Source organism: Streptomyces sp. NPDC001450 (assembly GCF_053597295.1).
In genome coordinates, this window is record NZ_JBSFHY010000026.1 from 75,116 (window position 1) to 92,666 (window position 17,551).

Here is a 17,551-nt window from a genome sequence, read left to right on the forward strand (position 1 = left end):
TTGCCGTTTCCCGTGGGGCCCATCGCCGTCGGCGGCTGCGGGTGTCAGTTCCCCGTGAAGTGCCCGATCAGCAGGCCCAACCTGCGCTCGTGCCCCTCCTCAGGCAGCCGTCCGCTTCTCATCAGCGTCACCAATCCGTGCAGCCCCGCCCAGAACGTCTCCGTCAGCAGGCCGGGGTCGTCGCCCTCGACGGCGATCGGCTGCACGGCGGCGAACAGTTCGCCGAACGCCGCCCGCAACGGCTCCGGTGCCTCCTCCGTGGCGAACGGCAGGTCCACGAGGTGAGTGAACATCGCGTCGTAGAGAGCGGGCCGGCGCCGCGCGAAGGACGTGTACGTCTTCGCCACCGCCGCCAGTGACTCCCGGGCGCCCCGCGCCTTCGCGCGCGCCGCCTTCAGCTCGGCCGCCAGGTCCGCGCAGCCCTCCACCACGACCGCCGCCATGATCGCGTCCTTGCCCTTGAAGTGGCTGTAGAGGACCGGCTGGCTGTACTCGATCTCGGCGGCCAGCCGGCGCGTGGTCACCGCGTCCCAGCCCTCCGCCTCCGCCAGTTCCCGTGCGGCCGTCACGATCAGCCGCTCGCGTTCCGCTCGTTCGCGCTCCCGGCGCGTCTGGATCGTCATGGCCGTGATTCTAGCATCGCTAGCATTTCTGTCGACGCTCTGCTAGCTTCGCTCTTGTACCTAGCGCTGCTAGCGAGGAGAAGAGACATGACCGTCACCGCGTACACCCTGGCCGTCGTACTCGACCTGTTCTGCCTGTTCCTCGGGTACCGGTTCCTGTTCCAGCCCGCCTCCGCCGCGGCCGGCTACGGCGTCCCCGCCCGGCCGGACGGCGACGCCGGCCCCTACCTCACGATCAAGGGCCAGCGGGACGGCGCCTTCGGGCTCGTCGGTCTGGCGCTGCTGGCCTTCGTCGGGGCGCAGGCCGAGGCCTGGTTCATGGTCTGCGTGGCCCTTGTCCCGCTCAGCGACACGCTGATAGTCCTGCGCAACGGCGGCACGAAGGCCGTCGCCTTCGGGGTCCACTTCGCCACCGCGGTCGTTGTACTGATCAGCGCCGCGCTGCTCTTCCTCGTCTGACCACGGCACCACCGTCACCAGGGGGTTTCGAGATGTCGCTGTTCGTTCCGAAGTTCGACGAGTCCGTGATCGTCCGAGAAGCCGGGGCCGAGGTGGTGGGCCGCGCGCCCACCACCGTGCGCCTGCTGGCCGACAGCAGTCAGACCGGCGGCGCGCTGTCCACCCAGCGCGTCACCCTCACGGCGGGCGCCGACGGCGCCAAACCGCACTGGCACGACAACTCCGCCGAGATGTTCTTCCTGCTCGACGGCGCCGCCGACATCCTCTCCGGCGAGGACGTCGTCACCGCGGGCCCGGGCGACCTCGTCATCGTCCCGCCGGGCAAGCCGCACGCCTTCGCCGCCGTACCCGGCGCCGACGCCGACCTGCTCATCGTCATCACGCCCGGCGTCGAGCGCTTCGAGTACTTCCGCCATCTGCAGCGCGTCGCCCTCGGCGAGGTGCCCCCGGAGAGCCTCCTGGACGTGCAGGAGCTGTACGACAACCACTTCCTGAGGAGTGAGGTCTGGGACGCGAGGCGGCGCTGACGGGGCGCTGACGGAGGGGCCCCGGCAAACCGTTTCACGGGCACCGGGGCCCGCCCCATAGGATTGGGCCCCAACCACACACACTCACCCCAGAGGATCGCTGCATGCCTGGCATCACGCGCGAGGAGGTCGCCCACCTCGCCCGGCTGGCGCGTCTGGAGCTGAAGCCCGAAGAACTCGATCACTTCGCAGGCCAGCTGGACGACATCATCGGCGCGGTCGCCCGCGTCAGCGAGGTCGCCGACCAAGACGTACCGCCGACCTCGCACCCGCTCCCGCTGACGAACGTCATGCGGCCGGACGAGGTCCGTCCCTCGCTCACCCCCGAGCAGGCGCTCTCCGGCGCCCCGGCCCAGGAGCAGCAGCGTTTCAAGGTGCCGCAGATCCTGGGGGAGGACTGACCATGACGGACAGCATCATCAAGCTCACTGCGGCCCAGATCGCCGAGAAGATCGTCTCCGGCGAGCTGACGGCCGTCGAGGTCACCGAGGCCCACCTCGCCCGCATCGAGGCCGTGGACGAGAAGGTCCACGCCTTCCTGCACGTCGACCGCGAGGGCGCGCTCGCGCAGGCCCGCGCCGTCGACGAGAAGCGGGCCCGGGGCGAGAAGCTCGGCCCGCTGGCCGGCGTCCCGCTCGCGCTCAAGGACATCTTCACCACCGAGGGCGTGCCGACGACCGTCGGCTCGAAGATCCTCGAGGGCTGGATCCCGCCGTACGACGCGACGCTGACCAAGAGGCTGAAGGCCGCCGACGTCGTCATCCTCGGCAAGACCAACATGGACGAGTTCGCCATGGGGTCCTCCACCGAGAACAGCGCCTACGGCCCGACCGGCAACCCCTGGGACCTCACCAAGATCCCCGGCGGCTCCGGTGGCGGTTCCTCCGCCGCGCTCGCCTCCTTCCAGGCGCCCCTCGCCATCGGCACCGACACCGGCGGCTCCATCCGCCAGCCGGCCGCCGTCACCGGCACGGTCGGCGTGAAGCCGACGTACGGCGCGGTCTCCCGCTTCGGCATGGTGGCCTTCTCGTCCTCCCTCGACCAGGGCGGCCCCTGCGCCCGTACGGTCCTGGACGCGGCCCTCCTGCACGAGGCGATCGCCGGACACGACCCGCTCGACTCCACCTCCATCGACGCCCCGGTCCCGCCGGTGGTCGAGGCCGCGCGCAACGGCAGCGTCGAGGGCATGCGGGTCGGCGTCGTCAAGCAGTTCCGCGGCGAGGGCTACCAGGCCGGTGTGCTGCAGCGCTTCGACGAGTCGGTCGCGCTGCTCAAGGAGCTGGGCGCCGAGATCGTCGAGCTGGACTGCCCGTCCTTCGACCTCGCGCTGTCGGCGTACTACCTGATCGCCCCGTCCGAGTGCTCGTCCAACCTCGCCCGCTTCGACGGCCTGCGCTACGGCCTGCGGACCGGCGACGACGGCAGCCACTCGGCCGAGGAGGTCACCTCCCTCACCCGTGAGGCGGGCTTCGGCCCCGAGGTCAAGCGCCGCATCATGCTCGGCACGTACGCGCTGTCGAGCGGCTACTACGACGCCTACTACGGCTCCGCGCAGAAGGTCCGCACGCTCATCACGCGCGACTTCGAGAAGGCCTTCGAGCAGGTCGACGTGATCGTCTCCCCGACGACGCCGACCACCGCCTTCGCGATCGGCGAGCGCGTGGACGACCCGATGGCGATGTACCTGGCCGACCTGTGCACCATCCCGACCAACCTGGCGGGCAACGCGGCCATGTCGCTGCCCTGCGGCCTCGCCCCGGAGGACAACCTCCCGGTCGGCCTGCAGATCATCGCCCCGGCACTGAAGGACGACCGCCTTTACAAGGTCGGCGCCGCCGTCGAGGCCGCCTACGTGGAAAAGTGGGGGCATCCGCTGCTCGAGGAGGCTCCGTCGCTGTGAGTGCACTGAACAAGGCCAAGGGCTTCAAGAAGTCGAAGTCCGGCACGTACCTGTCGATGGCCGGGACCGCGTTCGGCGCGATCGGTGTGGCCAAGCAGATCAAGAAGGCGCGGGCCGAGCACGACACACTGCGGCTGATCGACGCCACCGTGTCCGCCGTCGCGATCGTCACCGGCCTCGCCATCCTCTACCGCGAGCTGAAGCGGCTGGGCGACGACGACGTCCTGCTGGGCTGAGAGGGAAGTTTTCACCGTGACCACCACGACCGACCTGGTGTCGTACGAGGACGCGCTGGCGTCGTACGACCCCGTCATGGGCCTCGAGGTCCATGTCGAACTCGGCACCAAGACCAAGATGTTCTGCGGGTGTTCCACCGAGCTGGGCGCCGAGCCCAACTCGCAGACCTGCCCGACCTGCCTCGGCCTGCCCGGCTCGCTCCCGGTCGTCAACGCGACCGGCGTCGAGTCCGCGATCAAGATCGGTCTCGCGCTGAACTGCGAGATCGCCGAGTGGTGCCGCTTCGCCCGGAAGAACTACTTCTATCCGGACATGCCGAAGAACTTCCAGACCTCCCAGTACGACGAGCCGATCGCCTTCAACGGCTACCTCGACGTACAGCTGGAGGACGGCGAGACCTTCCGCGTGGAGATCGAGCGCGCCCACATGGAGGAGGACACCGGCAAGTCGACGCACGTCGGCGGCGCCACGGGCCGTATCCACGGCGCGCAGCACTCCCTCCTCGACTACAACCGCGCGGGCATCCCGCTCATCGAGATCGTCACCAAGCCGATCGTCGGTGCCGGCGACCGTGCCCCCGAGGTGGCGAAGGCGTACGTCCGTGAGCTGCGCGAGGTCATCCGTGCCCTCGGCGTCTCCGAGGCCCGCATGGAGATGGGCCAGATGCGCTGCGACGTCAACCTGTCGCTGATGCCCAAGGGCACCGACAAGTTCGGCACGCGCTCCGAGACGAAGAACGTCAACTCACTGCGCTCCGTGGAGCGTGCCGCCCGGTTCGAGATCATGCGCCACGCGGCCGTGCTCTCCTCCGGCGGCACGATCGTCCAGGAGACCCGCCACTTCCACGAGGACACCGGGTCGACGACCTCGGGCCGCGTGAAGGAGGAGGCCGAGGACTACCGGTACTTCCCGGAGCCCGACCTCGTCCCGGTGGCGCCCTCGCGCGAGTGGGTCGAGGAGATCCGCGCCGCGCTGCCCGAGATGCCGCTGGCCCGCCGCACCCGCCTGCTCGCGGAGTGGGGCATCTCGGCCACCGACATGCAGGCGATCCTCAACGCCGGCGCGCTGGACCCGATCGTCGCCACGATCGACGCCGGTGCCGACGCGGCCTCCGCCCGCAAGTGGTGGATGGGCGAACTGGCGCGCAGCGCCAACGAGTCGGGCAAGTCGCTCGACGAGCTGTCGATCACGCCGGCGCAGGTCGCCCGGGTCACCGAGCTGGTCAGCTCCGGTGACCTGAACGACAAGCTGGCCCGCCAGGTCATCGAGGGCGTCCTCGCGGGCGAGGGCACCCCGGACGAGGTCGTCGAGAAGCGCGGCCTGAAGGTCGTCTCCGACGACTCGGCCCTTGGCACGGCCGTCGACGAGGCCATCGCCGGCAACCCGGGCATCGCCGACAAGATCCGCGGTGGCAAGGTGGCCGCGGCCGGCGCCCTGGTCGGCGCGGTCATGAAGGCGACCCGGGGTCAGGCCGACGCGGCCCGCGTCAAGGAGCTGATCCTGGAGAAGCTGGGCGTCAGCGAGGGCTGACGTTCGGGAACTCCGTGGGGGGACACACCGGAACCGGTGTGTCCCCCCAGGCATGTGCCTACGGGCGGCGCCCGACGACCCGTACGAATCCGAGGGCGCGCCCCTGGTCCACGCGGAGCATCTCCGCGCACTGGCCGGCCATCCGGACATGGAAGTCGTCCGTGCTCTCCTCGGCGACCACCTCGCACCACAGCAGCCAGTCCCGCCAGCCGTCCGGCTGCCAGTCGGCCGCCTCGACCTCGACGGCCCCGCTGCGGGTCCAGTGGCGCCGCCACCAGCCGGGGGAGTGGAAGCACCAGAAGTCGGGCTCCCACCAGGGCTTCAGGTGCTCCGGCGGCTCGGTGCCCGCCGGCTCCTCCCGAAGCGCCGGTACGACGACCCCGATCCGCCCGCCCGGCTTCAGCAGCCGGGTCAGCGTGGGCAGGTACAGGTCGTTGGTGCCGAAGTACTGGTAGGCGTCGACGGACACGATCGCGTCGAAGCTTCCTTCTCCGAACGGCAGGGCGTGTGCCTCGGCGTGCACGGGCAGCACCCGGTCGGCCACACCCGCCTCGGCGATGCGTACGGCGTTCTCGTCGGGCTTCACCCACAGGTCGGCGGCGGTGACCTGGACGCCGTACTCCCTGGCCAGGAAGACGGAGGTCATCGCGCGACCGCAGCCGAGGTCGAGCACCCGGGCGCCGGGCTGCGGTTGGTCCAGCCCCAGCGCGGGTGCCAGCCACTCCAGCAGCCACAGCGCGTGCGGACCCATCTGGTTCTCGATGGCCCAGCGGGCGTCGTAACGGCTGCTGCGGGGGTAGCGGGGATGAGTGAGGCGGCCGGCGAGTTCGTCCGGTGTCATCGCTGTCTCTGTCACAAGCGACCATGGGTAGCAGCCGAGGACACCGCCCCGCATCAGGTTTCCCAGCCGGACGCGCTACGCTCGCCCGCCATGAGTGGACGCACCGATTCCGACACCGCTACCGACACCGAACCCGTCATAACCGACGCGGAGGAGCCGGCGGACGACGTCTCGGACGCCCGCCGGGCCCGCTGGATCGCCTCCGGCACCGGCGCGTTGCTGTGTCTGGCCGGGCTGGCCGCCGCGCTGCTGCGGCTCACCGGCTCCGCCCCGGCCCTCGTACCCGCCGCCTACGCCCTCGGCGCAGCCGTCTGCGCCCTCGCCGCGGTCCTCGGCTCCCGGGGCCGAACCCGCCGCGCGCTGTGGCTGCTGATCGTGGGGACGATGATCATGGCGCTCGGCGACCAGTTCGACTGAGACGCCGCGAAACGCATCAAAATACCCGTGGGGGCGGCAGAGTTCACCTGATTGTCCTGTGACGTCCCTCCCACTCCTGTGAATAAGCCCACGAACGCGGCAAACGATCACTTTCGCCTGGAAGAGTGTCCTGCGTTGCTCATTCGTTCTTTGCGGGCTGTTCAGTTCATGGACGATGGTTCCCGGCCAAAGATCCACAAATCGTCCCCCGGGAGCACGTCCGTGGCAGCCCTCGCGCGTTGGTGTGTCCGCCACCGCCTGATCGCCGTCCTGCTGTGGCTCCTCGCCTTCGGCGGGGTCAGTGCGGCCGCCGCCGTGGCCGGTTCGGCGTACTCGAACGACTACGAGGTCCCCGGCACCGAGTCGGGACGCGCGACGCGGCTGCTCGAAGAGGGCTTCCCGGACCTGGGCGGCGACAGCGACACCGTCGTCTGGCACACCACCGACGGCACCGTCCGCGCGCACGGCGTGCGGCGGACCATGACCCGCGCCCTGGACCGGATCGCCGACCTGCCGGGAGTGGCCTCCGTGTCCGGCCCGTACGGCCGTCGGGGCGCCCACCGGATCAGCGCCGACGGGCATACGGCCTACGCCACCGTCACCTTCGTCCAGCAGGCCGATCACATCAGCAAGTCCGAGGCCGAGGCGGTCGTAGACACCGCCAGAGCCGCCGAACGGGACGGGCTGCGGGTGGAGCTGGGCGGCAGCGCCATCGGGCTCACCGAGTCCGCGCGCGGGCACACGGCCGAGGTGGTCGGCGTGGCGGTCGCGGCCGTGGTGCTGTTCCTCGCCTTCGGTTCGCTCGTGGCCTCGCTGCTGCCGATCGCCACCGCGCTGATCGGCGTCGGCACGGCGTACGCCGGCATCGGGCTGCTCGGACACGCCATGACCGTCGCCGACTTCGCGCCCATGCTCGGCCTGCTGATCGGGCTCGGCGTCGGCATCGACTACGCGCTCTTCATAGTGACCCGGCACCGGCGTGGTCTGAAACGCGGCCTGAGCGTCACCGAGGCCGCCGCGAACGCCGTGGCCACCACCGGACGCGCGGTCGTGTTCGCGGGTGCGACCGTGTGCATCGCCCTGCTGGGCATGCTGATGCTGCGCCTGGGCTTCCTCAACGGGGTGGCCGTCGCCGCGTCGTCGACGGTCGTCCTCACCGTCGCGGCCTCCGTCACCCTGCTGCCCGCCCTGCTGGCCTGCATCGGACCCCGCGCCCTCAGCCGCCGCGAGCGGCGCCGGCTCGCCGAGCACGGGCCGCAGCCGGAGCTGCCCACCGGTCTCGCCGCCCACTGGTCCGCGTTCGTGGAGCGCCGGCCCAAGGTGCTCGGCTCCCTCGCCGTCGCCGTCATGGCCCTGCTCGCGCTGCCCACGCTCTCCCTCCACCTCGGCACCTCCGACCAGGGCAACGACCCTCGCTCCTCCACCACACGGCAGGCCTACGACCTCCTCGCGCAGGGCTTCGGCCCCGGCGTGAACGGCCCGCTGACCCTGGTGACCCGCGTCGACGGCGGCGACGACAAGCTCGCCCTGGACGGCCTCGACACCACCCTGCGTTCCACCCGGGGCGTCGCGTCGGTCACCCCGGTGACCTACGGCTCCGGCGGGGACACCGCCTACCTCACGGTCGTCCCCGACTCCGCGCCCCAGTCGCAGCGCACCAGCGACCTCGTCGACCGGCTGCGCACCCAGGTGCTGCCGCGCGCGGAGACGGGAACCTCCCTCGACGTGCACGTCGGCGGAGTGACGGCGAGCTACGACGACTTCGCGGATGTGATCGTAGGCAAACTGCCGCTGTTCGTCGGGGTGGTGATCGGGCTCGGCTGTCTCCTGCTGCTGATCGCCTTCCGCTCACTCGGCATCCCGCTGAAGGCCGCCGCGATGAACATCGCCGCCGTGGCCGCCGCCTTCGGCATCGTCGTCGCCGTCTTCCAGTGGGGCTGGGGCAGCGAACTGCTCGGCCTCGGCCGGGAGGGGCCCATCGAGCCGTTCCTGCCCGTGATCATGGTCTCGGTGCTGTTCGGGCTCTCCATGGACTACCAGGTCTTCCTGGTCAGCCGGATGTACGAGGAGTGGCTGGAGACCGGCGACAACCGGCGGGCCGTGCGCGTCGGACTCGCCGAGACCAGCCGGGTGATCAACTCCGCCGCGGTCATCATGATCTCGGTCTTCCTCGCCTTCGTACTCAGCGGCGACCGGGTGATCGCCATGTTCGGCATCGCGCTCGCCTCCGCCGTGGCGCTCGACGCCTTCGTCCTGCGCACGCTGCTCGTGCCCGCCCTGATGCACCTGCTCGGCGCCGCCAACTGGTGGCTGCCCGCCTGGCTGGAGTGCAGGCTTCCGCGCATCAGCATCGAGCCGCCCGAGTGCCGCGCCGCCCATGAGAGGCTCGGCAGGGTGTCGATGGAGGAACTGCGGGAGGAGCAGCAGCGCGATGTACGCGATATCCCTGGGTGACGACGGGGCCGAACTGCGCCCCCTGGAGGTCTGGCACGCCGAGGAGGTCCTCGCCAACATCGACCGGGGGCGGGAGTTCATCGGCCGGCACATCGGTCTGCCGGACGTGGTGTCCGACCTGGAGGGTGCCAGGTCCTGGGTGACGTCCTACGCCGACAAGCGCGCCGCCGACGCCGGCAGCCTGCACGGGATCTGGCTGGACGGAAAGCTCGTCGGCGGCCTGCTGTTCCGCGTCTGGGACACCCCGAGCGGGGTCTGCGAGGCCGGCTGCTGGCTGGAACCGGCGGCGGCCGGGCGCGGCCTCGTCACGCGCGGCATGCGGGTGCTGCTGGACTGGGCGTTCGACGAGCGCGGCATGCACCGCGTGGAGTGGCACGCCTCCTGCGCCAACGAGGGCAGCCTCAACGTGGCCAGGCGCCTCGGCATGAGCCGCGAGGGCGTCCTGCGGGAGAACTACCCGCACCGGGGCGTGCGCACGGACACCGAGATCTGGGCGGTGCTGGCCCCGGAGTGGCGTGCCGCACGCGCGCGCGGCGCGCACAACGATCATTAAGAGACCTCTCAGACAGCGTCCGTACGGTGCCGGGCATGGCAACGAAGACTGAGGACGTCACCAAGACCGACGACGAGCAGGCACCGGAGAAGGCGGCTGCGGCTGCCGAGGCGGAGGCCGGGACGGACGGTGCGGAACCGGACGAGCAGCTGACCGAGGAGAGCACCGAGGAGAGCACAGGGGAGGGCGAGGAGCCCGAGGAAGCACCCCAGGAGAAGACTCCCTCCGGGGTCGGCCAGGGTGCCGGTGCCGTCGTCTCCGCCGCGCTGGGCCTGGTCTCGCTCAGCGGCGGCTGGATCGGCACCGTCGCCGCCGCCCGCGAGACCCTCGTCGGCCAGCTCCAGACCTCGTCCACGGCGAGCGTCGCCAAGCAGGTCAAGGAGGTCTACGGCGACGCCTGGCACACCACCGCCCTGTGGGCCGGCCTGTTCGCGCTGGCCGCGCTGATCACCGGCGTGGTCGTGCTCGCCCGGCCCGCGTTCGGCGTCCCCGGCCGCCCGCAGGCCGCCTGGATCAGGTCGGTCGCCTGGGCGGGCGTCTCGCTCGGCGTCATCGGCCTGCTGCTGGCCGTCCTGAAGTACTCCGACGCCCTGCTCGCGCTGCCCTCGACGGGCTGAGAAACCGCAGGTCCCAGGGGGCCTTAGGGAATCCGTAGGTACCTTATGGAGTCTCTGAGGCCCCTTACGCGCGTCAACGGCCGCCCGCGCGCGCGAAGATGCGGAACTCTCCCGATGTGGCGTACCCCCCTGGGCGACGAAGGTGGAGGCATCGCAGAAAGCGAAGCACGAAACCACCTCTCCCGAAGGACAGGCCATGTACGAGTACGAACTCCACCGGGTGCGTTCCGCCGAGCTGCTCCGGGAGGCCGCACAGGAGCGCCTCGCCCGCGAGGTCCGGCGCTCCCGCCGCTCCGCCCGCCGCGAGGAGGCCGCACTGCACAGCACCGCGGGTGCCGAGACCCATACCGACCGCCCCCGCCGGCACCGGCTCCCGCGCACCGCGTGAGCGCGGGCAGGGCAGAGGGCGGCCGCACGGGGGTCGGCCGCCCTCTGCCCCAGATTCGTACGACCATCGCACCGGAGCTGTGGAAAACGGGTGCCCCGCCGTCCGGACCTCGTGCGATGCTCGGGCCCGTGGAGACCAGGTCCGTGAGTCCCGTGTTCGTCGGCCGCACCGACGAGTTGGACACCTTGAACGACGCGCTCGCCCGTGCCGCCGCGGGCGAGCCGCAGGCGCTGCTGCTGGGCGGAGAGGCGGGGGTCGGCAAGACCCGCCTCGTCGAGGAGTTCGCCGCGGCCGCCTGCCGCCGTGCCGCCGTCGTCGCCGTGGGCGGCTGTGTGGAGATCGGCGCCGACGGGCTGCCCTTCGCCCCCTTCTCCACCGCGCTGCGCGCCCTGCGCGAAGCCCTGCCCGAGGAGTTCGCCACCGCCGGCGCCGGACAGGAGGAGGAACTGGCCCGGCTGCTGCCCGAGCTGGGGGAGGCCACCTCCAGCCGCCACGACGAACAGGGCATGGCCCGCCTGTTCGAACTCACCGCCCGGCTGCTGGAGCGGGTCGCCGCCGCGCACACCGTCGTGTTCGTCCTGGAGGACCTGCACTGGGCCGACGCCTCCACCCGCCACCTCCTCGCCTATCTCTTCCGCACCCTGCGCACCGGTCGCCTCCTCGTCCTCGCCACCTACCGTGCCGACGACATCCACCGCCGCCACCCGCTGCGCCCCCTGCTCGCCGAACTCGACCGGCTGCGCACCGTCCGCCGTCTCGAACTCGCCCGTTTCACCCGCGAGGAGGTCGGCCGCCAGATCGCCGGCATCCGTGCCGCCGAACCCGATCCCGCTCAGGTCGACGAGATCTTCGAGCGGTCCGACGGCAACGCCTTCTTCGTCGAGGAACTCGCCGTCGCCGCCACCGAGGGCTGCTGCACCGGGCTCACGGACTCCCTGCGCGACCTGCTCCTGGTCCGGGTCGAGGCGCTGCCCGAGAGCACCCAGGGGGTCGCCCGGATCGTCGCCGAGGGCGGCTCCACCGTCGAGTACCAGCTGCTGGCCGCCGTGGCCCAGCTCGCCGAGGACGACCTCATCGAGGCGCTGCGGGCCGCCGTCGGCGCCAACATCCTCACCGCCACGACCGGCGGCGACGGCTACCGCTTCCGGCACTCCCTGGTCCGGGAGGCCGTCGCCGACGACCTGCTGCCCGGGGAACGCTCCCGGCTCAACCGGCGCTACGCCGAGGCCGTCGAGACCGACCCCACACTCGTCCCCGCCGACGCGCGCGTGATGCGCCTGGCCAGCTACTGGTACCACGCCCACGACGCGGCCCGGGCCCTGCCCGCCGTCCTGGACGCCTCCGTCGTGGCCCGCCGCCGGCACGCCTACACCGAGCAACTACGGCTGCTGGAAAGGGCGATGGAGCTGTGGGACACCGCCCCCGAAGAGGTTCGCGCCGCCCTGCGCCCGGTCGACTACACCGACGTCTACCCTCCGTGCGGCTGCGATCCGGCCACCACCCCGCTGCGCTACCTCGACCTGATGGCGGAGGCGGCGGTCGCGGGCCGTTTCTGCGGGGAGCGCGAACGCGCCCTGAAGATCACCAAGAAGGCGCTGCGGCTCCTCCAGGACGAGCACGACCCGCTGCGCGCCGCCTGGTTCTGGGTGCAGCGCTCCCGGCTGGTACAGGCCCTGGCCCGGGGCGACGGCTGGCAGGAACTCGCCAACGCCCAGGACCTGGTGCGCGGCCTGCCGCCCTCGGAGGTGCACGCCGACGTGCTGGCCAACGTGGCCGGCTGGTCCATGCTCCACCAGCCCGGCCCCGAGGCCTTCGCCGCCGCCGAACGGGCCGTGGAGTACGCGCGGATGGTGGGCGCCCGTGAGATCGAGCTCAACGCGCGCATCACCCTCGGCTGTCTGATGGTCGACGCGGGTGACGTCGAGGCCGGGCTGGCGGAGACGACCCAGGTCATGGAGACCGCGCTGGAGGAAGGCGTGGCGCATGTCGTGGGCCGGGCTCATGTGAACCTGCCCTCCGAGCTGGAGGCCGTCGGCCGCTCCCGGGAAGCGGTGCCCATCCTGCGCAAGGGCATCGCCTTCGCCCGCAAGTACGGGCTGCTGGACTCCGAGGCGTGGATCTGGGGCAACCTCTCCGACTCGCTGTACGCGCTCGGCCAGTGGGACGAGGCCGCCGAAGCCGCGTCGGGCGCCCTGGGCTCCGCGGCCAGCGCCAAGCCCCGGGGCTCCGGCGCGCTGCGCCTGGCCCACATCGCCCTCGCCCGGGGCGACGCCGCCGAGGCCGGCCGCCAGCTGGCCATCTCCCACGCCCACTACGGCACCCACGACCCGATGCCCCAGCAGCTGCTGCCCATCGCCCGCATCGCCATCGGCGTCGCGGCCGAGGAGGGCCGACTCCTCGACGCGCGGGCCGAGCTGGACCGCGCTCTGGAGGTCGGCTTCCCGCCCGGCACCCAGCGCTACGGCTGGCCCCTGCTGCTGGCCGCCGCCACCGCCGAGGCCGACGCCCGCGCGCTGCCCGCAGGGGCCGACGGCCGTGCCGACGTCCTCGAAAAGCTCGCCCTGGCCGCACGGAAGCTCACCACCGGAGCACCCGTCTGGGACGCCTACGAGCGCTGGACCCGCGCCGAACTGCACCGCGCCCACGGCACCGACACCGCCGCGGTCTGGTCGGACGTGGTCACCGACTTCGAGTGCCTGGACCGCCCCTACGACCTGGCCCGCGTCCGGCGCCGACTCGCGCAGGCCCTGCTCGAGGAGGCCGCCGGCGACGACGAACGCGACCGTGCCACGGAGCTGCTCCGCCTGGCCGGGGCGGTCGCCGACCACCTGGGCGCCCGCCCGCTCGCCGAGGCCGTCGCCCAGCTCGCCCAGCGCGCCCGGCTCACCCTGACCCACACGCCCCGCCAGGCCCTCGACCCCGCCGAGAACCTCGGCCTCACCAGCCGTGAGCGGGACGTCCTCCGCCTGGTCTCGGCCGGCCGCACCAACCGTCAGATAGCCGAGGAGCTCTTCATCTCCCCGAAGACCGCGAGCGTCCACGTCTCCAACATCCTGTCCAAGCTCGGCGTCGCGGGCCGGGGCGAGGCGGCGGCGGTGGCGCACCGCCTGGGGTTGTTCCCGGCCGAACCGCTCACCGCCGAAGCGCGGGGCTGACCCGTACGCTGGAGGAAACCGGCAAGGGGGAGAAGCCGTGTTCAACGCCTTCGAGGAACTGTTCGCGCCCAGTCGCAAGCACACCCGTGACGAAGAGAGGCGCCTGGAGCTGACCCGGGAGGACGTCGGGGACAACGACCCGAGCCGGGGACCCATAGACCTCGCCTCGGGAAAGGTCGTCGTCCGCCGGCCCCAGCCGCCTTCCCCGAAAACGGAGCGGGAGGACGACGAGTGAGCCACGGAGAGCCGGGAGGCTACTTCACCTCCACCTCCAGCACCCGGTCGTCGCCCTTCTTCGGCGTCCCCCGTCCGTCCGTGTTGCTCGTGACCAGCCACACCTTGTCGCCGCCCGCCGCGACCACCGTGCGAAGGCGGCCGTACTCGCCGGTGAGGAAGGCCTGGGGAGCCGCCGCGGCCTCGGTGCCCCGCAGGGGGATGCGCCACAGGCGCCGGCCCTTGAGGCCGGCCATCCAGACGACGCCGTTCACGTAGGCGATCCCGCTGGGGGAGGCGTCGTCGGTGTGCCACTGGGCGATCGGGTTGTGGAAGCCGGCCTGTGAGGACCTGCCCTCCGCGTCCGGCCAGCCGTAGTTGTCGCCCGGTTTGATCGCGTTCAGCTCGTCCCAGGTGTCCTGGCCGAACTCCGAGGCGAACAGGCGCTGTTTGGCGTCCCAGGCCAGGCCCTGGACGTTCCGGTGGCCGTAGGAGTACACCGGGGAGCCGGGGAACGGGTTGCCCGGGGCCGGCTCGCCCTCGGGGGTCAGCCGCAGGATCTTGCCGCCCAGGGACTTCCTGTCCTGGGCGAGGCCGCGGTTGCCGCTCTCGCCGGTGCCCGCGTAGAGCATCCCGTCGGGACCGAAGGCGATCCTGCCGCCGTTGTGGATGATTCCCTTGGGGATCCCCTTGAAGACCGTGTCGGGGGCACCCAGTTGCTCGCTGGCCGGCTTCTGCCCGTCGTACAGCATCCGGACGATGCGGTTGTCCGAGGCCGAGGTGAAGTAGGCGTAGATCATGTGGTCCGAGGCGTAGTCGGGCGACAGGGTGATGCCCAGCAGGCCGCCCTCGCCGGCCGGGGAGACCCCGGAGACCTTGCCCAGCTCGGTCTTCCGGCCCGTCTTCTCGTCGATCCGGGTGATCGTGCCCTCGTCACGGGAGGAGACCAGCAGACCGCCGTCGGGCAGCGGGGCCAGACCCCAGGGCGTCTTCAGGCCCTCGGCCACCGTGCGCAGCACCCTCACCGAGCCCTTGGCCGGAGCGGCCGACTCCGCGGCCCGGGCGGAGGAAGCGGCGGCGCCCGGTGACGTCGGACTCCCGCCACCGTTCGGCGAGCCACCGCCGTCGGCGGAGCAGCCCGCCGTGAGCAGGAGCGCGGTCGCGGCCAACACGGCCGTCACAACTCGACGTTGCACGATCATGGTCCCTTCGGGGCGGTGAGCCGGCGGCAGGTCCTCCCATCTCATCACTGCTCGCCCCGTCCGGCGTCTCAGTCCCAGGATCCCCGCGCGGCCGGCAGCCGGGACACCTCCGCCAGGTCCTTGGCGGTCAGCCGCAGCGCGGCCGACGCCGCGTTCTCCTCGGCCCAGCGCTCCCGCTTGGTGCCGGGCAGCGCGATCACCTGGCGGCCCTGGGCGAGCACCCAGGCCAGCGCCACCTGGGCCGCGGTGACGTCCTCGCCGTGCCGGCGGGCGACACGGCGCAGACCGGCGACGATCGGCTGGTTGGCCGCCATCATCTCCGCCGTGAAACGGGGGTGGCGGGCGCGCAGGTCGTCCGGCTCGAAGCCCTCGCCCGGGGTGAGCGTGCCGGTCAGGAAGCCGTTGCCCAGGGGCATCGCCGCCAGGAAGCCCACACCCCGCGCCGCGCACCACGGCAGCAGCCCGTCCAGCGCCTCCGGCGACCACACCGACAGCTCCGCCTGCACCGCGCTCACCGGGAAGACCTGCTGCATCCGCTGGAGCTGGCGCAGGGTCGCGTCGTGCAGCCGGCCCCCGGAGCGGCGCCCGCCGCGCGCACCCACCGCGCACACACCCAGCGCCCGTACCTTCCCCGCCCGCACCAGCTCGGCCATCGCGCCCCACGTCTCCTCGACGGGGACCTCGGGATCCGCGCGGTGCAACTGGTAGAGGTCGATCACGTCCGTCTGCAGGCGCCGCAGCGAGGCGTCGCAGGCCCGCCGCACATACCCCGGGCGGCCGTTGGCCACGATGTGCTGCTCGCCCACGAGCAGCCCCACCTTCGTCGACACGAAGGCGTCCTGACGCCGCTGCTTCAGTACCCGCCCCAGCAGCAGCTCATTGGTGAACGGGCCGTACATGTCCGCCGTGTCCAGGAGGGTCGAGCCCAGATCCAGCGCCCGGTGCACGGTTCTGAGCGACTCGTCTCCCCGTTGCCGGGATCCGTTGTACGCCCAGCTCATCGGCATGCATCCGAGTCCGACGGCCCCCACCGCGAGCGCCCCCGCGCCGATCGTCCTGCGCTCCACCTGCTCGTGAACCTCCCTCAGCCGGCCCCCAACCTAACCTCTGCACACCTGTACGACTGACATAGCCTCCTGGCATGAGTGCAGACGTGTGGCTTCCCATCCCGCCGGACGAGATCGAGGGGCTTCCCGAGGGGCTCCGGTACCTGTTCTGGGACGGGGGCGAGAGCGGCGACCAGGAGTTTCCGGGCGACCCCGCGGACTGTGTCGTGTACGTGGTGCCGTACATGAAGCGGTGGCCGGTCAAGGTGCGCCCCCTGGAGCATCTGACCCACGTTCAGGTCATCCAGACGCTCACGGCGGGCGTGGACGACGTCACCGCCCGGCTGTCGGCGATCGTGCCCGGCGTGCGGCTGTGCAACGCGCGCGGTGTGCACGAGGCGAGCACGGCCGAACTCGCGCTGACCCTGACGCTGGCCTCCCTGCGCGGCATCCCCGAGTTCGTCCGGGCGCAGCAGGAGGAACGCTGGCGGAGCGCGTTCTACCCCGCCCTCGCCGACAAGAACGTCCTCATCGTCGGTTACGGCGCCATCGGCTCGGCCGTCGAAGACCGGCTCGTGCCCTTTGAAGTAGCGCGGGTGGCGCGCGTCGCGCGCTCCCGGCGCACCACGGCGCGCGGTCTTGTGCACCCGCTCACCGAATTGCCCTCACTGCTTCCGGAAGCCGATGTCGTGATCCTCTGCACGCCCTTGACGGAGGAGAGCAGGGGGCTGGTGGACGCCGAATTCCTGGCCCGGATGAAGGCCGGAGCGCTGCTCGTCAACGTCGCCCGCGGAGCCGTCGTCGACACCAAGGCGCTGCTCGCGGAGCTGGAGAACGGGCGCATCACCGCGGCCCTCGACGTGACCGACCCGGAGCCGCTGCCGCCCGGACACCCCTTGTGGCAGGCGCCCGGAGTGCTCATCAGCCCGCACGTGGGCGGGCCCACGTCTGCCTTCCTGCCGCGCGCCAAGCGGCTGCTCGCGGACCAGTTGAACCGCTTCGTGAACCAGGAGCCCCTGCGGAACGTGATCCTTACAACGGGGGCGTAATCCACTTCCGGTACCCTCCGCAATCTTCCGGACGCATGCAGTGCCCGCGTGTCCGTTGATCGTCACGGAGCGTAGAGAAGCTATGTCCCTGAGTGACGATACTGGTGTATCGTCCCGACAGGGGCTGCGCCGGTGACGTTCGGCGCCGGGGATGGACATTTCAGATTTGTGAGGGGGGCGACGGGCGATGCACGGCCTATGGACGAACGATCCGACGCGGCGGAGCCGCCGACGGCGACCCTGGCGCACGGCGGCGCGCAGACGCGGCCATCACACGGGCCATCACAGCCACCCCCGCAGGCCGGGCGGCCGCCGGAGGCATGCGCACCGGGACCCACGG

18 protein-coding genes are annotated in these 17,551 nt (G+C 71.7%); 14 read left to right on the forward strand and 4 right to left on the reverse strand.

Features of this window, described 5'->3' with window-relative positions; translation table 11 throughout:
- Positions 1–44: 44 nt before the first annotated feature.
- On the reverse strand, positions 45–623 hold the full coding sequence (locus ACWC5O_RS26805; RefSeq protein WP_450590458.1) for a TetR/AcrR family transcriptional regulator: 579 nt from the start codon (positions 621–623) through the stop codon (positions 45–47).
- Positions 624–710: 87 nt separating this feature from the next.
- Between ACWC5O_RS26805 and ACWC5O_RS26810 the strand changes: the two genes are divergently transcribed.
- The 6 genes from ACWC5O_RS26810 to gatB all read left to right on the forward strand — a co-directional run bounded on the left by ACWC5O_RS26810 (position 711) and on the right by gatB (position 5,276).
- A complete protein-coding gene (locus tag ACWC5O_RS26810; RefSeq protein WP_450590457.1) occupies positions 711–1,082 on the forward strand; it encodes a DUF4267 domain-containing protein in 372 nt (123 codons plus the stop codon).
- 32 nt (positions 1,083–1,114) lie between these two features.
- Positions 1,115–1,609, forward strand: coding sequence for a cupin domain-containing protein (locus tag ACWC5O_RS26815; RefSeq protein WP_450590456.1), 495 nt, complete (start codon positions 1,115–1,117; stop codon positions 1,607–1,609).
- 104 nt (positions 1,610–1,713) lie between these two features.
- Positions 1,714–2,010: an Asp-tRNA(Asn)/Glu-tRNA(Gln) amidotransferase subunit GatC gene (gene gatC, locus ACWC5O_RS26820; RefSeq protein WP_031117542.1), complete on the forward strand. Its 297-nt coding sequence runs from the start codon at positions 1,714–1,716 to the stop codon at positions 2,008–2,010.
- Between the two features lie 2 nt (positions 2,011–2,012).
- Positions 2,013–3,509 (forward strand): Asp-tRNA(Asn)/Glu-tRNA(Gln) amidotransferase subunit GatA, encoded by a 1,497-nt coding sequence (gene gatA / locus ACWC5O_RS26825; RefSeq protein ID WP_450590455.1) that lies wholly within the window; start codon positions 2,013–2,015, stop codon positions 3,507–3,509.
- Positions 3,506–3,745, forward strand: coding sequence for a hypothetical protein (locus tag ACWC5O_RS26830; protein WP_067008367.1), 240 nt, complete (start codon positions 3,506–3,508; stop codon positions 3,743–3,745). The genes gatA and ACWC5O_RS26830 overlap by 4 nt, the downstream gene beginning before the upstream one ends.
- Positions 3,746–3,761: 16 nt before the next feature.
- Positions 3,762–5,276: an Asp-tRNA(Asn)/Glu-tRNA(Gln) amidotransferase subunit GatB gene (gene gatB / locus ACWC5O_RS26835; RefSeq protein WP_450590454.1), complete on the forward strand. Its 1,515-nt coding sequence runs from the start codon at positions 3,762–3,764 to the stop codon at positions 5,274–5,276.
- A gap of 58 nt (positions 5,277–5,334) precedes the next feature.
- On the opposite strand, the gene ACWC5O_RS26840 is transcribed toward gatB, so the two are convergent.
- The gene (locus ACWC5O_RS26840; RefSeq protein WP_450590453.1) at positions 5,335–6,117 is read right to left on the reverse strand and encodes an SAM-dependent methyltransferase; all 783 of its coding nucleotides are present in this window, start codon (positions 6,115–6,117) and stop codon (positions 5,335–5,337) included.
- Positions 6,118–6,207: 90 nt separating this feature from the next.
- Between ACWC5O_RS26840 and ACWC5O_RS26845 the strand changes: the two genes are divergently transcribed.
- From ACWC5O_RS26845 to ACWC5O_RS26875, 7 genes are all read left to right on the forward strand, one after another.
- A complete protein-coding gene (locus ACWC5O_RS26845; RefSeq protein ID WP_450590452.1) occupies positions 6,208–6,534 on the forward strand; it encodes a hypothetical protein in 327 nt (108 codons plus the stop codon).
- Between the two features lie 222 nt (positions 6,535–6,756).
- Positions 6,757–8,988: an MMPL family transporter gene (locus ACWC5O_RS26850; RefSeq protein WP_450590451.1), complete on the forward strand. Its 2,232-nt coding sequence runs from the start codon at positions 6,757–6,759 to the stop codon at positions 8,986–8,988.
- Positions 8,966–9,541 (forward strand): GNAT family N-acetyltransferase, encoded by a 576-nt coding sequence (locus ACWC5O_RS26855; protein WP_450590450.1) that lies wholly within the window; start codon positions 8,966–8,968, stop codon positions 9,539–9,541. The genes ACWC5O_RS26850 and ACWC5O_RS26855 overlap by 23 nt, the downstream gene beginning before the upstream one ends.
- A gap of 35 nt (positions 9,542–9,576) precedes the next feature.
- Positions 9,577–10,158 (forward strand): hypothetical protein, encoded by a 582-nt coding sequence (locus ACWC5O_RS26860; RefSeq protein WP_450590449.1) that lies wholly within the window; start codon positions 9,577–9,579, stop codon positions 10,156–10,158.
- Positions 10,159–10,354: 196 nt separating this feature from the next.
- The gene (locus tag ACWC5O_RS26865) at positions 10,355–10,546 is read left to right on the forward strand and encodes a hypothetical protein (RefSeq protein ID WP_450590448.1); all 192 of its coding nucleotides are present in this window, start codon (positions 10,355–10,357) and stop codon (positions 10,544–10,546) included.
- Positions 10,547–10,662: 116 nt separating this feature from the next.
- Positions 10,663–13,701, forward strand: coding sequence for a helix-turn-helix transcriptional regulator (locus tag ACWC5O_RS26870; protein ID WP_450590447.1), 3,039 nt, complete (start codon positions 10,663–10,665; stop codon positions 13,699–13,701).
- 37 nt (positions 13,702–13,738) lie between these two features.
- Positions 13,739–13,936, forward strand: coding sequence for a DUF6191 domain-containing protein (locus ACWC5O_RS26875; protein WP_450590446.1), 198 nt, complete (start codon positions 13,739–13,741; stop codon positions 13,934–13,936).
- Between the two features lie 19 nt (positions 13,937–13,955).
- Here ACWC5O_RS26875 and ACWC5O_RS26880 read toward each other — a convergent pair whose 3' ends face one another.
- Positions 13,956–15,095, reverse strand: a complete 1,140-nt coding sequence (locus tag ACWC5O_RS26880; RefSeq protein WP_450590445.1) for a PQQ-dependent sugar dehydrogenase — start codon at positions 15,093–15,095, stop codon at positions 13,956–13,958.
- Between the two features lie 89 nt (positions 15,096–15,184).
- Positions 15,185–16,183 (reverse strand): aldo/keto reductase, encoded by a 999-nt coding sequence (locus tag ACWC5O_RS26885; protein ID WP_450590444.1) that lies wholly within the window; start codon positions 16,181–16,183, stop codon positions 15,185–15,187.
- A gap of 74 nt (positions 16,184–16,257) precedes the next feature.
- Between ACWC5O_RS26885 and ACWC5O_RS26890 the strand changes: the two genes are divergently transcribed.
- Positions 16,258–17,211 (forward strand): 2-hydroxyacid dehydrogenase, encoded by a 954-nt coding sequence (locus tag ACWC5O_RS26890; protein ID WP_450590443.1) that lies wholly within the window; start codon positions 16,258–16,260, stop codon positions 17,209–17,211.
- Positions 17,212–17,551: the final 340 nt, after the last annotated feature.

Coding starts and splice junctions, on each gene's coding strand:
- ACWC5O_RS26805 (WP_450590458.1), bottom strand. CDS start 623: ATGACGATCCAGACGCGCCGGGAGCGCGAACGAGCGGAACGCGAGCGG.
- ACWC5O_RS26810 (WP_450590457.1), top strand. CDS start 711: ATGACCGTCACCGCGTACACCCTGGCCGTCGTACTCGACCTGTTCTGC.
- ACWC5O_RS26815 (WP_450590456.1), top strand. CDS start 1,115: ATGTCGCTGTTCGTTCCGAAGTTCGACGAGTCCGTGATCGTCCGAGAA.
- gatC (WP_031117542.1), top strand. CDS start 1,714: ATGCCTGGCATCACGCGCGAGGAGGTCGCCCACCTCGCCCGGCTGGCG.
- gatA (WP_450590455.1), top strand. CDS start 2,013: ATGACGGACAGCATCATCAAGCTCACTGCGGCCCAGATCGCCGAGAAG.
- ACWC5O_RS26840 (WP_450590453.1), bottom strand. CDS start 6,117: ATGACACCGGACGAACTCGCCGGCCGCCTCACTCATCCCCGCTACCCC.
- ACWC5O_RS26845 (WP_450590452.1), top strand. CDS start 6,208: ATGAGTGGACGCACCGATTCCGACACCGCTACCGACACCGAACCCGTC.
- ACWC5O_RS26855 (WP_450590450.1), top strand. CDS start 8,966: ATGTACGCGATATCCCTGGGTGACGACGGGGCCGAACTGCGCCCCCTG.
- ACWC5O_RS26860 (WP_450590449.1), top strand. CDS start 9,577: ATGGCAACGAAGACTGAGGACGTCACCAAGACCGACGACGAGCAGGCA.
- ACWC5O_RS26865 (WP_450590448.1), top strand. CDS start 10,355: ATGTACGAGTACGAACTCCACCGGGTGCGTTCCGCCGAGCTGCTCCGG.
- ACWC5O_RS26870 (WP_450590447.1), top strand. CDS start 10,663: ATGCTCGGGCCCGTGGAGACCAGGTCCGTGAGTCCCGTGTTCGTCGGC.
- ACWC5O_RS26890 (WP_450590443.1), top strand. CDS start 16,258: ATGAGTGCAGACGTGTGGCTTCCCATCCCGCCGGACGAGATCGAGGGG.